Genomic DNA, 13,562 nt, shown 5'->3' on the forward strand with positions numbered 1-13,562 from the left:
GTGTTATTCTTCCACAGGGGATTCGGTGCTGTCCGCAGTCTCCTCAGCGGGAGTTTCTGCCTCAGCAGGAGCTTCGCTCTCAGCGGCAGCTTCCTCCTCGTCCTCATGGGGAGCCCGGCAGAGGGATACCAGACGGCTGCCTTCCCCGATGCGCATGACACGCACACCGCCGGCATACCGGCTCTGGGTGGAGATCTCTGCCACCGGGATACGGATAATGATGCCGTCATCGCTGATGAGGATCACATCGTCCTCTTCCCCGACTGCCAGAACGCCCGCTACCGGCCCGTTCTTCTGGGTATCATAGTTCTTGATGCCCTTGCCTCCACGGCTCTGCAGACGGTATTCTGCCGGGTCTGTGCGGCGTCCCTGTCCGTTTTCGGATACAGTCAGGACGGTGGTGTTCTCCATCACCGGCACCATGCCCACCACAATATCGTCCTCTTCCAGATTCAGCGCACGCACGCCCCGGGCAGTACGGCCCAGAACGCGGGCATCGGTTTCATTGAAGCGGATGGCCATACCCTGACGGGTTGCCACAATGAGCTGATCCTCACCGCTGGTGAGCCGTACCCAGGCCAGACGGTCGCCCTCGTCCAGGGAAACAGCGATCAGGCCCATCTTGCGCACATTGCGGTAAGCCGACAGCTCGGTACGCTTGATAACGCCCTGTTCGGTGACCATGCATACAAACTTGCCCTCGTCCTCGGGACGCACCCGGATCATGGAGGTGACCTTCTCGCCCTTCTCCAGCTGGAGGAGGTTGACAATATTGGAACCAACACTGGCACGGCTGCTCTCACCGATCTCATAGCCCTTGAGCCGGTATACACGGCCCCGGTCGGTGAAGAACAGGATATAGTCATGGGTGGAGCAGAGGAACAGTTCTTCCACGAAGTCCTCGTCCCGCTGGCTCATGCCCGAAATACCCCGTCCGCCCCGGCGCTGGGTCTTGTAGGTATCAGCCGGCTGACGCTTGATATACCCCAGATGGGTCAGGGTGATGACACAGTCGCCTTCGGGGATCAGATCCTCGATGTCCACTTCACCGCTCACAGCCTGTACCTCGGTACGGCGGGGATCGGCATACTTCTGACGGACGGCGTTCATCTCACTCCTGACAATGGCCTTGAGCTTCTGCTCATCGCTGAGAATGCTCTCCAGCTCGGCAACCTTTTTAAGGATCTCAGCCAGTTCTTCCTCGATCTTGATGCGTTCCATGCCGGACAGCTGGCCCAGACGCATGGCTACAATGGCGCTGGCCTGCTCATCGGTGACACCGAACCGCTCGCCGAGGTTCTTCTTGGCATCGGTCTGATCCTCGGAGTGGCGGATAATGTGGATCACTTCGTCGGTGTGATCCACAACCAGCTTCATACCCTCGAGAATGTGTTCCCGTTCCCTGGCCTTGCGCAGGTCAAACTGGGTACGCCGGGTGATGACCTCCTCCTGGAAGTCGATGTAATGGGTGAGGATCTCCCCCAGGGTCATGACCTTGGGCTGACCGTCATGGAGAGCCAGCATGATAACGCCCACTGTATCCTGGAGCTGGGTATAGTTATACAGCTGGTTGAGCACCACCTGGGCATTGGCGTCCCGCTTGAGCTCGACTACAATGCGCATGCCGTCCCGGTCGGATTCGTCCCGGAGGTCGCTGATGTCGGTGATGCGCTTCTCCTTGACCAGACCGGCGATGGATTCGATCAGCCGGGCCTTGTTGACCATATAGGGGATCTCGGTGATGACGATCTTTTCCCGGCCGTTCTTGTGTTCCTGGATCTCGGCACGGCCCCGGAGGGTGATCTTGCCCCGTCCGGTGCCATAGGCGGCACGGATACCGCTCCGGCCCATGATGATGCCGCCGGTGGGGAAATCGGGACCCTGAATGCAGGTCATGATCTCATCCAGACCGGCATCGGGGTGATCCAGCAGCAGATCCACCGCGTCAATGACTTCGCCCAGGTTATGGGGCGGGATATTGGTTGCCATACCAACGGCGATACCGGTGCTGCCGTTCACCAGGATATTGGGGAACCGGCTGGGCAGAACCGAAGGCTCCTTCAGACGGTCATCGTAGTTGGAGCCGAAGTCGACCGTTTCCTTGTCGATGTCGGTGAGCATCACAGTGGAGATTTTGCTCATCTTGGCTTCGGTATATCGGTATGCTGCCGGCGGGTCGCCGTCCACCGAACCGAAGTTGCCGTGTCCGTCCACCAGCGGGTAACGCATGGAGAAGTCCTGTGCCAGACGCACCAGGGCATCATAGACCGAAGCATCACCATGGGGGTGGTACCGTCCCAGTACAGCACCGACTGTATCCGCGCATTTGCGGTAAGCCTTCTCCGGAGAGAGGCCGTTTTCATACATGGTATAGAGAATCCGGCGATGGACCGGCTTCAGGCCGTCCCGCACATCGGGCAGGGCACGGCTCACGATTACCGACATCGAATAATCCAGGAAACTCTTTTTCATCTCCTGTTCGATGTCGACCGTGATGATCTTATTGTTTTCCTGTTCCATTCCAGTCACCAATTTCGCTCCTTACTTGTTCTTTTGGATCTTCTTTGACACAAAATGTTCGCCCAGTTCCTGCTGGAGCTTTTCCCGCAGGGCCCGATAGGAGGCACTGCCCTCGTCCCGCTTGATATGCAGAGCCGAGTTCTTCACAGTCACCAGCGAGAGATAATCCTCGGTTTCATAGGCGGCCTTGAAGAAGGAATAGGGCATCAGCGAAGCCTTGTTGACCATATCACTGACCTGCAGGCCATGCTTTTTCGCCTCGATGGAGAACTTGATGCCCCGGGGATTCATCTGCTTCATAGCGCCCCGGGCGGCACGGCTGGTAATGCCGTGAATCCAGAAACCGAGCGCCACAGCCGCAAAGGCAGCGATCATCGAGAATACACTCCGGGTCAGGATAAAGTCCGCTGCCGGTACCAGCGCGAATACACACATCACATAGGCGGCGATGGTATACATGCGGTAGCGTCCCTTGGCTTTTTCCAGTGCCAGCATGGCTTCCCGCATATCGTCCTGCTTCATCACCCAGCGGTATTTGCCCGGCTTGCGGCGGCTCTCTTCAATCTCCGCCTGTTCCCGCTCATAGGCTTCCCACTGGGCATTCTCGTCCTCTTCCTCGTCCGGAACAGCTTCCGCCGCAGAGGCTTCATCAGCCGATGCAGTTTCTTCTGCACCAGCACTCTTTGCGCCTGCGTCAGCCGATGCAGAATCTACCACATCAGCAGTTTCTGCGATTGAGGCCGGCGAAGCCGAATCGCCCGCCGCAGGCGCCGCAGGGGCAGACTCTGCGCCTGCATCAGCAGACTTTGTGCTTGCGTCAGTCGATGCAGTATCTACCACATCAGAAGTTCCTTCGATTGGCGCCGGCGAAGCCGAGCTGCTCCCCGCAGGGGAGGTTTTCTTTTCAGTTGATTCTTCGATGGGGGCATTGCTCCCCACAGGGGTTTTCTCTTCCATGGGATTTTCCTCCTGTATCGATCAATAGGTGGTGTCCAGCGGCAGTTTGTATTTGCCGCAGACCGTACGGATCAGTTCGTCCAGGAGGAATTTTTCTTCTTCCAGGGCGTGCCGGGGAATGAGCAGGGTACGGCCGCCCTCTCTCAGTTCCAGCATATAGATATCCTCCTCCAGCACCACACGACTAAACTGCTGCCAGCGGAAGGACAGGGTATTCTGTTCGCTCTCCTCATCAAAGCCGGTGGAGTAGAACCGCAGTCTGATGGGATTCTGGAGGTACGAGGAGTTCTTGTAGCCGCTGCGGGCATACTTCTTCACCAGATAGGGGAAGATCCACCGGTAATAGGAGAAACAGTACACCCCATAACCAAAGATCACCACAGCCAGCACCAGTACCACTTCATTCATCAGCGGGGACTGGATCATGGCAGTCTGCCGGGCATAGATCACATACCCCAGCACCAGAATGCCCACCAGCAGCTTGAGAATGCCGGTGAAGTTGGTCTTTTTGGCCCGGGCCGCATACTGCCGGTTCATCGACCGCACCGAAAAGGTATAAAAATCCTCCGGGGAAATGCGGTAGTCCAGTTCGAGAATGATCTCTTTTTCAGCCATGCCGCACCTCCTTAAATATCCAGATTGGAAACATACTTGGCGTTCTGTTCGATGAACTCCTTACGGGGAGCCACCTTGTCACCCATGAGAATGGTGAATACCTCATCGGCCTTCACAGCGTCCTGCATGGTGACCCTGATCATGGTCCGGGTAGCCGGATCCATGGTGGTTTCCCAGAGCTGTTCGGGGTCCATCTCACCAAGACCCTTGTACCGCTGTACTTCCGCCTTGCCGCCGTTTTCGGTGAGCTCGGCGATGTAGCGGTCCCGTTCCTCGTCCGAGAAGGCATAGTATACCTTCTTGCCCTTGGCTACCTTGAAGAGCGGCGGCTGGGCGATATACACATGGCCCTCCTCGATGAGGGGACGCATGAACCTAAAGAAGAAGGTCAGCAGCAGGGTGCGGATATGGGAACCGTCCACATCGGCATCCGCCATGATGATGACCTTGCCGTACCGCAGCTTGGAGAGGTCAAATTCACTGCCGATGCCGGTGCCCAGAGCGGTCACCACCGGCATGAGCTTGTCGTTGCCATAGACACGGTCCAGCCGTGCCTTTTCCACGTTGAGCATCTTGCCCCACAGGGGAAGGATCGCCTGGTACCGGCGGTCACGGCCGCTCTTGGCAGAACCGCCCGCCGAGTCACCCTCGACGATGTAGATCTCGGTGAGGTCAATATCCCGCTCCGAGCAGTCTGCCAGCTTGCCGGGCAGCGAGGCTGTCTCCAGGGCGGACTTGCGCCGGGTGAGTTCCCGGGCACGCCGGGCAGCTTCCCGGGCCCGGGCCGCGCCGACGCCCTTGTCCAGAATGGTGCGGGCCACAGCGGGATTCTCCTCCAGGAAGTAGCTGAGCTTTTCATAGACAATGCCGTCCACCAGGGAACGGATCTCGGTATTGCCGAGCTTGGCCTTGGTCTGGCCCTCAAACTGGGCATCGGTGAGCTTCACCGAGATCACCACGGTAAGACCCTCCCGGACATCATCGCCGGTGAGGTTCTTGTCGCTGTCCTTGAGAATGGCATTCTTACGGGCATAGTCGTTGAGTGCCCGGGTCAGTGCCGCCTTGAAGCCGGCCTCATGGGTACCGCCTTCGGGGGTGTGGATATTGTTGGCAAAGGACAGCACCAGTTCGTTGTAGGTGTCGTTGTACTGCATGGCGACCTCTGCCATCTGACCGTTCTGTTCGCCGGAGATGTAGATAATCTCATCGTGCAGCACTTCCACGCCGCGGCGCTTGTGGATATAGTCCACAAAGCTCTTGATACCGCCTTCATAGCACATGGATTCGCTCACCGGTTCCTCGCCCCGGCGGTCGGTGAAGGTGATGCGCACGCCGGCATTGAGGAAGGCCTGTTCCCGCAGACGGGTGAGCAGGGTTTCATAGTCATAGAGGGTGGTTTCAAAGATGGCGGGATCGGCGGCAAAGGTGACAGTGGTACCGCTTTCATCAGCGGGACCGGCATCATAGAGGTCACCGGTGGCCTTGCCGTATTCAAAGCGCTGTTTCCAGCACCGTCCGTCCCGGCGCACCTCGACTTCCAGCCAGGTGGACAGGGCATTTACCACCGAAGCACCCACGCCATGCAGACCGCCGGACACCTTGTATCCGCCGCCGCCGAACTTACCGCCGGCATGGAGCACGGTGAATACAACAGTGACTGCGGGAATTCCCAGTTTGGGCTGAATATCCACCGGGATACCACGGCCGTTATCCCGGACCCGGACCACATTGTCGGGCAGCAGTTCCACTTCGATATGGGTACAGAACCCCGCCAGAGCCTCGTCGATGGCATTGTCCACGATCTCATAGACCAGATGGTGCAGGCCCTGGGGACCGGTGGAACCGATATACATGCCCGGGCGCTTGCGGACGGCTTCCAGGCCTTCCAGGACCTGGATCTGACTGCCGTCATACTGTTCGCTGATAGGTTTGTTTTCCACAGATGATTCTCCTTTGATGGTCGCCCGGTCCGGCGCCTGTGCCGGAACGGACATAGTATACAAAACAACCGGTTCCTGTCCCGCCCCGGCATTGCCGGCACAGAACAGGAGCAGAATGGCAGACGCGAAATTTCAGGAAAGCCGTGCCGGCTGTCCTTCCCCGTTTCCTGTATGGAACAGGGAAAGTCAGCGCAGGGCCGCGGCAGTATTTTCCACCCGGCGGCGCAGAGTAGACGGCGCCAGATGGGATACATAGACCCGTCCCACTCCATCGCTTTCACAGAGCAGGAAGGATTTGGGCAGTTCAGTGCCGCTCAGATAGATGATCTCGCCCCGGCTCTGGGCCGCGGCAAAGAATTCCCGGGTGATTTTGGAAACCGAGCTGTTCTCGATGTCCAGAATGGCAACGATCTCCCGGGTACAGATCACCGTATTGGTATCCAGATGCAGGTACATTATCCTTCCTCCTCACAGATGGGAAAGCCTCCGGGGTAAAATTCCCCGTTTTGGACCGCGACGACTTCGGCGTCACTGGTTTCCCAGAGAAGGCTGTCGTCACAGGCGGTGATGAACACCTGCCGTCCGGTGAGACGATTAAGAAGATATTCCCGGCGGGAACGGTCCAGCTCGCTCATCACATCGTCGAGCAGCACCACCGGCTGGCTGTGCATGGTATCGGCGATCATTTCGCATTCGGCGAGCTTCAGCGACAGCACGATGCTGCGCTGCTGTCCCTGGGAGGCAAAGTTCCGGGCAGCACGGCCCGAGAGCCGCAGCGCCAGGTCGTCCCGATGGGGGCCTGCCCCGGTGCTGCCCAGCCGGAGATCCTCTTCCCGCCCCTGTTCCAGCAGCGAGAGCAGAGCCTGTTCCAGCTCTTCCCGGCTGCCTTCGGGGTCGAGGATACCGCTGCCGGTGCCGCCGATGGTATAGCGCACCGAAAGCTCCTCCTTCCCGGCGGAGATCCCCTGATGGAACCCGGCGGCATATTCTGCCAGGCGGGTCAGATAGCTCTGCCGGGTGACCTGGATCAGGCTTCCCAGCCGTGCCACATGGTAATCGAATACCGGCAGCAGATCCAGCCGGCCGCGGTCCCGGAAGGCCTCCCGGAGCAGGGTGCTGCGCTGGGCCAGGGCACGGTTGTAGTCGCTGAGCACCTTGATATACTGGGGCCGCAGCTGGGAGATGGCGCCGTCCAGGAAATCCCGGCGTTCCGCGGGGCCGTCCCGCACCAGGGAAAGATGGTTCGGGGAAAAGATCACACAGCATAACTTCCCGGAAAAGGCGCCCCGTCCGGGTTCGGTGATGCCGTTGATCTTCACCTGCCGCCGGGGCCAGAGGATATATTCCAGTTCCTGATCCCGTCCCTCGGCAAAGACATTGGCATAGACCCGGGTGCGCTGGGTTTCCCGGTCCATATCCAGCCGGGGAATATCATGTTCCCGTCCGTAGCGGAAGGTTTTCTCCCCGGTGAGCAGCCAGATGGCCTCCATGAGGTTGGTTTTGCCCTGGGCGTTGTCGCCGACAATGAGGTTGACCCCTTCCCCGGGGGTGAGGTCACACCGGATAATATTGCGGTAATTCTCCAGGGAAAGGCTATTGATCCGCACGGGCAATGACCTCGAATTCCAGATCGGGAATATCCGGGGTGGTGACAATATCCCCGGGACGGAGCTTTTTGCCCCGCATGGTGCAGACTTCGCCGTTTACCAGCACAGCGCCGGCCTGAATGGCATCCTTGGCCTGACCGCCGGTCTGGGCAAGGCCCGCGAATTTCAGAAAGCTGTCCAGTTTGATGAACTCGCTGTCAATGGCGATCTGTTCACGTTCCATAGCGGCTTCCTCCTTTTTGTATGATCGGTTACTGTTCGGTCTTGAGGCGCACCGGCAGTACCAGGAACAGGAAGCTGTCCCCTTCCGGCGGCACCAGCTTCATGGGCGAAAGCGGTCCGCTGATCTGCAGGCAGATCTCATCGCAGTCCGCTGCCCGCAGGGCATCCAGGACATATTTGTTGTTGAAGCCCATCTCCAGGGCATTGCCCTCGATATGGCAGGGCACTTCATCATAGGCCTTGCCCAGGGAGGTGGTACAGGTGATGCGCAGGCTGTCCTCCTCGAACCTGAGACGCAGAGGGCTGCGCAGCCGGTCGGAGATGATCAGCGAGGCACGGTCCACCGCGGCGATGAGTTCCCGGGTGGAGACGGTCACCTGAGTGGTATAGCCCTGGGGAATGGCAGCCTGATAGTCCAGGAATTCGCCGTCCAGCAGACGGGATACCAGGCTGTAACTGCCGATGGTGGTGAGGATATACTGCCGGGATACCTGAATGGAGGCAGTCTTTTCCGGCTCTCCCTCTCCGGCGGGCTCGTCCGAAAGGAGCTTGGCGATCTCCGCCAGGGTCTTGCCCGGCACCACAAAGCGGGTTTCCAGGCCGGTGTCGCACAGTTCCCGGCGCACTGCCATGCGGTAGCCGTCCACCGATACCACGGTGACGCTGTCGGGCATCACATCAAAGAGGGAACCGGTGTGCACCGGCTTGGTATCGTTCTGGGAGATGGCGAACTGGGTCTGTTCGATCATCGACTTGAGGGCATGCTGGGGCAGGGTGAGGCTCTCGGCATCGCCCAGGCCGGGCAGCTCGGGATAGTCAGCGGCATCCATGCCCAGAATGGTGAACTCAGCGCCGCCGCCCCGGATCTCGGTGAGCAGCTTGTCGTCGCTGGCTACAAATACCTCGCCGCCTTCCAGCTTGCGGATCATCTCACCGAACAGCCGGGCGCCGAGAATGATGCTGCCCTCTTCGGATACCGCAGCGGGGATCACGGTGGTGATGCCCAGTTCCAGGTCGTAGCCGGTGAGGGTGAGGGTATCCCCTTCCGCCCGGATCAGAATGCCTTCCAGGGCCTGGAGAGCGGTGCGGGTGGTCACCGCCCGGGATACATTGGAGACCGCGGCAGAGAGCACGGCCTTGTCGCAGGAAAACTTCATCTCAAAAACCTTCCTTTCAGTACAGCTCCTTGAAGGAAATCAAGGAGGGACCTCCGCCCTGGGACAACCCCTCCACTCTAAGTGAACGAACCCTGGTTTAGGAAGGTACACTGAGAGTGGATCGGCTGGTTTTCCCCGAAGGACACTGCCGCAGGCAGCTGATCCATCATAAAAACAGCGGAGTATATATCTATACAGGTAGATAATATTTAGTAGGAGTAGTAGGGGGCGCCGAAACCTTGAAAACCGGAAAAAACCGCATAGTGACGCGGTTTTTTGAGGGTGCGGCGCTGTCCGGAGCCTGTGGAAAAGGCTGTGGATTCCCGCCGGCGGGTCCGGGGCAGCGTGGAAACTTCTCAAAGCGGTGGAGAACTTCCGGTGTTTTCCGGGAAAATCCGGTGGAAAAGCACCAGTGGAGTCCGGCGGAGTTTTCCACCGTCCGGATAAGTGGATATGTTAAAAACCCGGGCAGAACCGGCGGCCTGTGGAAAACTCCCCCGAAAAGGGGGTTCTGCCGGGAGCAGTTTAGCTGTCCCGTATATTTTTCACAATGTCTTCCACCGTTTCCTTGAAGTGGGTGTCCTCCTTCATGCGGCTTTCCACCTGACCGATGGCATAGACGATGGTGGAGTGGTCCCGGTTGCCCAGCTCATCGCCGATGGCCTGCATGGACGCCTGGGTGATCTCCCGGATCACATAGGCGCTCACCTGCCGGGCGGTGGAGATATGGGCGGTGCGCTTCTGGGAGCGGATCTCATCGGGGGTGACGCCATAGGTGCGGCCCACCTCGCTGATGATGCGTTCCACCGTCACCTGGATGGGCTGGCTGTCATTGAAGATGTCCCGGATGGCATTCTGGGCGATGAGAATGGTGGTGGGGCTGCCCACCAGCAGCTTATAGGCCTTGAGCTTCTTCACCACGCCCTCCAGCTGCCGGATATTGGATTTCAGTTTGTTGGCGATGTACTCGCTCACCTCCGGGGGCATATCCAGATCCATGAGCTCGGCTTTGCGGCGGACAATGGCCACACGGGTTTCGAAGTCCGGGGGCTGGATGTCTGCCAGCAGGCCCCATTCAAACCGGGTCTTGAGGCGGTCCTCCAGGGTTTTGATCTCCTTGGGCGGCCGGTCGGAGGTGAGAATGATCTGCTTGCCGTTCTGGTGCAGCGTTTCAAAGGTATGGAAGAATTCCTCCTGGGTACGCTCCTTGCCGCCGATGAACTGAATATCGTCCACCAGCAGCACATCGGCACTGCGGTACTTGTTGTGGAACTCATTGGTGGTGTCATTCTTGATGGCGTCCACGATCTGATTGGTGAATTCCTCGCCCTTGATGTAGATGCAGTTGTAATCGGGGTGATTCTGTTTGATCTCGCTCATGATGGCGAGCATCAGATGGGTTTTGCCCAGTCCCGAACCGCCGTAGATGAACAGCGGATTGTAGGCCTTGGCAGGATTGGCAGCCACGGCCTGGGCAGCGGCATGGGCAAACTTGTTGGAGTTGCCCACAATGAAGGTGGCGAAGGTGTATTCATAATCGCCGCCCTGACTGCTCTTTTCGATCTCCTCGGGGCTGTACCGGTTGAAGGCCACCGACTGTTCTTCAGCCGCCAGGATGGGATTGACCTCGGTGGGTTTTTCCACGCAGAGGATCTCCACTTCCGCAGGGAAGCCCATCACTTCGGAAAAGCCCCGGGTGAGGACATCCATGTACTTTTTGGAGACCACGTCCTGCATGAAGCTGCTGTTCACCGAGAGCCTGGCTTTGCCGTCCTCAAAGCCCACCGGCTGGATCGGGGCGATCCAGAGGTCATAGGGCACGGGGCTGACTTCCTTTTTGCAGTACTCTTTGACGAGGGTAAAAACTTCCGCAAAGGACTCCATAACTCAACTCTTTCCTTCCTTTGGTTTTTCACTGATTCCACTTCTCCGGAACTGCTCTGTGGAAAGGGTGGGAGAAGGGTGTGGATAACTTGGTGGAAAATGTGGAAAACTCATCTTCCACGAATTTTCCGGGATTTTACACAGCCGGAAACTGTTCAAAATTCACTCATAAATGATACCATAGTTTCACGCTCTTTTCAAGATTTCAACGGGTTTTCAGCCTATTATATATAAATAGTATAGCCCATCGGGCCATAAACTGGGGCGGATGCCGGAAATAACCGGAAAAAAGTTTTGGGAAAAGGCGATTTTCCGGGAAAAAATGTGGGTTTGTGCCTTGACAGCGGGGCTTGGGATAAGCTATACTATATTCTTGCAAGGTTTCGCTTTGAAAGGAGGGTGTCCTGATGCTTAGAACCTATCAGCCCAAGAAGCTTCAGAGAAAGAAGGAGCATGGCTTCCGCAAGAGAATGAAAACTAAAAATGGTCGCAAGGTGCTCGCTCGCAGAAGAGCCAAGGGCAGAAAAAGACTGTCTTACTAAGATATTATAGGACCGCAAACGATCGCTTTGTGGTCCTGTTTTGTTATTGGTAAGAATCCGGAATTTCTGCTGCCTTACGGCAGACCATCAGGCAGGGAAAGCCAGAAGGAGTTTGCATGCAGTCGGTTACGCTCAATGAGAACAGGGATTTCAGACGGGCCTATGCCAAAGGCAAGAGCCGGGTCCACCGTCTTTTGGTGACCTATGTCCTGAGGAACCGGCTGGGTGTGAACCGGGTGGGTTTCACTGCCACCAAAAAAATCGGCAAAGCCTGCAGACGCAACCGCGCCAGACGAGTTATCCGCGAAGCCTATCGTATTCTGGAGCCGCAGCTTCGTCAGGGGTATGACATCGTATTTGTCGCCCGCGGCGCCACCGGCGAGGTAAAAATGCAGGAAGTCCTGGCTGTGATGAAAAACCAGCTGGGTTCCATTATGCTGCCGCAGCAGGCCGATGCTGCCCGGACTGAGGAGAATGCCCGATGAAAAATCCCCTCAAGGGGCTGTGTCTGGCCCTGATCCGGTTTTATCAGAGATGTATCAGTCCATATACGCCTGCCCACTGCAGGTTTTATCCAACCTGCTCCTCTTACGCGTTCCAGGCGATCAGTCGCTTCGGCGTACTGAGGGGCGGGTTTCTTGCTGTCAAACGGATTCTGCGATGCAATCCCCTCTTCCCCGGCGGATATGATCCTGTCCCGGAAGAGTTCCATTTTTTCCGCGGAAAATCCGAACCGGACTGATCGTCCCGCGTTTCCCCGAAAAAGGGCAGGGTCCCCGTTCCCCCGGAGGACTCCCTCTTTTCTGACCAAAACACCGTATCATACAGGTTCGCCCCCTCCTTTTTACTACTCAGAGCCTGTGTGATCCCTGAAAATTCCGGGGGACCTATGAACCGTCCGAAATAATCCACTGTAAGGAGTACACAGAATGAGAATACTTGGTATCCCGCTTGGCTGGATTCTCCACTTCTGCTATTCGCTGGTACAGAACTATGGTCTGGCCCTGGTGATGTTCACTGTGCTGGCCCGTCTGATCCTGCTGCCCCTTTCCATCAAGCAGCAGAAGGGCATGGTCAAGATGGCCATGTTCCGCCCGAAGATGGAGGAGATCCAGAAGAAATACGCCAAAAATCCCCAGAAGATGAATGAGGAGCTCACCAACCTCTATGCCAGAGAGGGCTATAACCCCATGTCGGGTTGTCTGCCCACCCTGATCCAGTTCCCCATTCTCTTTGGTCTGATTGATGTTATCTATAACCCCCTGACCCATCTGCTGCGCATGGATGCGGCTACCATTTCCAATGCTGTTTCCATTGCCCAGAGCGTACTGGGTGAAGGCGGTATGAGCCGGTACAGCAAGGAAATGAGTGTCATCAGCGCGGTGGCACAGAATCCCGCGGCATTTTCGTCCATTGGCGGCGATTTTGTCAGCCAGATCCAGAACTTCGACTTTACCTTCTTTGGTCTGGACCTGGGTACAACTCCCACCTTTGCCCTGAATCTCTTCCTGCTCATTCCGATCCTGTCGGGACTGTCTTCCTTCCTGATGTCCTGGCTGTCCATGAAGAACAATGCCATGCCCAATGAAGGTTCCACCGCTGCCATGAACCGGTCGATGATGATCATGATGCCGCTGATGTCGGTGTGGATCTCCTTCCAGGTACCGGCAGGCGTAGGTATCTACTGGGTACTGTCCAACGCGCTGGCTCTGATCCAGATGTATGTGCTGGGCAAGCTCTACAATCCCCGTGAGATGGCACAGAAGGCCAAGGCTGAACTGGAAGCCCAGCGGGAAGCTGAGCGCCAGGAGAAGATTGAAGCCCGCAAGGCAGCCAAGGAAAAGCAGGCGGAAAAGAACCGCAAGGCCGCGGAAGCTGCCAAGGCAGGCAAGAAGCGGAATGCTCCGGTGGAAGTAGAGGAAGAGACTCTGATCGATCTGGTAGAGAACGATGAAGTAGACGAAAAGGCGCTCTCCCAGAAGGAGATCAACCGTATGAAGCTGGCAGCAGCCCGTCGCCGTGACGCCGAGCGTTATGGCGAGGAATATGTGGAAGTTTCGGACGAGGATCTGGAATAAGAGCAGATCTGTTCATCGGAACGGTTCCCGTCGCCGGGGA

General features: G+C 57.5%; 13 protein-coding genes. 4 read left to right on the forward strand and 9 right to left on the reverse strand.

Annotated features, from left to right (window positions below):
* Nucleotides 1-3 precede the first annotated feature (3 nt).
* From gyrA to dnaA, 9 genes are all read right to left on the reverse strand, one after another.
* A complete protein-coding gene (gyrA, locus tag H9X81_RS04160) occupies nt 4-2,520 on the reverse strand; it encodes a DNA gyrase subunit A (protein ID WP_204720214.1) in 2,517 nt (838 codons plus the stop codon).
* Between the two features lie 21 nt (nt 2,521-2,541).
* Nucleotides 2,542-3,477: a hypothetical protein gene (locus H9X81_RS04165; protein WP_204720069.1), complete on the reverse strand. Its 936-nt coding sequence runs from the start codon at nt 3,475-3,477 to the stop codon at nt 2,542-2,544.
* A 21-nt stretch (nt 3,478-3,498) separates the two neighbouring features.
* Nucleotides 3,499-4,092, reverse strand: coding sequence for a YcxB family protein (locus tag H9X81_RS04170; RefSeq protein WP_204720071.1), 594 nt, complete (start codon nt 4,090-4,092; stop codon nt 3,499-3,501).
* Between the two features lie 11 nt (nt 4,093-4,103).
* Complete coding sequence (gene gyrB / locus H9X81_RS04175; protein ID WP_204720216.1) at nt 4,104-6,086, reverse strand: DNA topoisomerase (ATP-hydrolyzing) subunit B; 1,983 nt, start codon at nt 6,084-6,086, stop codon at nt 4,104-4,106.
* A 132-nt stretch (nt 6,087-6,218) separates the two neighbouring features.
* Nucleotides 6,219-6,488: an extracellular matrix regulator RemB gene (gene remB / locus H9X81_RS04180; protein ID WP_177503897.1), complete on the reverse strand. Its 270-nt coding sequence runs from the start codon at nt 6,486-6,488 to the stop codon at nt 6,219-6,221.
* Entirely contained in the window at nt 6,488-7,639 is a 1,152-nt protein-coding gene (gene recF / locus H9X81_RS04185) for a DNA replication/repair protein RecF (RefSeq protein WP_204720073.1), read from the reverse strand. Before recF ends, remB begins: the two co-directional genes overlap by 1 nt.
* Nucleotides 7,626-7,862, reverse strand: coding sequence for an RNA-binding S4 domain-containing protein (locus H9X81_RS04190; protein WP_177503893.1), 237 nt, complete (start codon nt 7,860-7,862; stop codon nt 7,626-7,628). The genes recF and H9X81_RS04190 overlap by 14 nt, the downstream gene beginning before the upstream one ends.
* A 28-nt stretch (nt 7,863-7,890) precedes the next feature.
* A complete protein-coding gene (gene dnaN / locus H9X81_RS04195) occupies nt 7,891-9,018 on the reverse strand; it encodes a DNA polymerase III subunit beta (protein WP_204720075.1) in 1,128 nt (375 codons plus the stop codon).
* 525 nt (nt 9,019-9,543) lie between these two features.
* Nucleotides 9,544-10,902 carry a chromosomal replication initiator protein DnaA gene (dnaA, locus tag H9X81_RS04200; protein WP_204720077.1) on the reverse strand — a complete coding sequence of 453 codons (1,359 nt, stop codon included), beginning with the start codon at nt 10,900-10,902 and terminating at the stop codon, nt 9,544-9,546.
* A 407-nt stretch (nt 10,903-11,309) separates the two neighbouring features.
* On the opposite strand from dnaA, the gene rpmH reads away from it, so the two are divergent.
* The 4 genes from rpmH (at nt 11,310) to yidC (ending at nt 13,522) form a co-directional block, all read left to right on the forward strand.
* A complete protein-coding gene (gene rpmH, locus H9X81_RS04205; RefSeq protein WP_177503887.1) occupies nt 11,310-11,444 on the forward strand; it encodes a 50S ribosomal protein L34 in 135 nt (44 codons plus the stop codon).
* Between the two features lie 116 nt (nt 11,445-11,560).
* On the forward strand, nt 11,561-11,929 hold the full coding sequence (gene rnpA / locus H9X81_RS04210) for a ribonuclease P protein component (RefSeq protein WP_191392130.1): 369 nt from the start codon (nt 11,561-11,563) through the stop codon (nt 11,927-11,929).
* Nucleotides 11,926-12,186, forward strand: a complete 261-nt coding sequence (yidD, locus tag H9X81_RS04215) for a membrane protein insertion efficiency factor YidD (protein WP_177503884.1) — start codon at nt 11,926-11,928, stop codon at nt 12,184-12,186. Before rnpA ends, yidD begins: the two co-directional genes overlap by 4 nt.
* A 187-nt stretch (nt 12,187-12,373) precedes the next feature.
* Nucleotides 12,374-13,522 carry a membrane protein insertase YidC gene (gene yidC / locus H9X81_RS04220; RefSeq protein ID WP_204720079.1) on the forward strand — a complete coding sequence of 383 codons (1,149 nt, stop codon included), beginning with the start codon at nt 12,374-12,376 and terminating at the stop codon, nt 13,520-13,522.
* Nucleotides 13,523-13,562 lie beyond the last annotated feature (40 nt).

The sequence above is a fragment of the Hydrogenoanaerobacterium saccharovorans genome, assembly GCF_016901815.1.
GTDB classification, from domain to species: Bacteria; Bacillota; Clostridia; order Oscillospirales; family Ruminococcaceae; genus Avimicrobium; species Avimicrobium caecorum.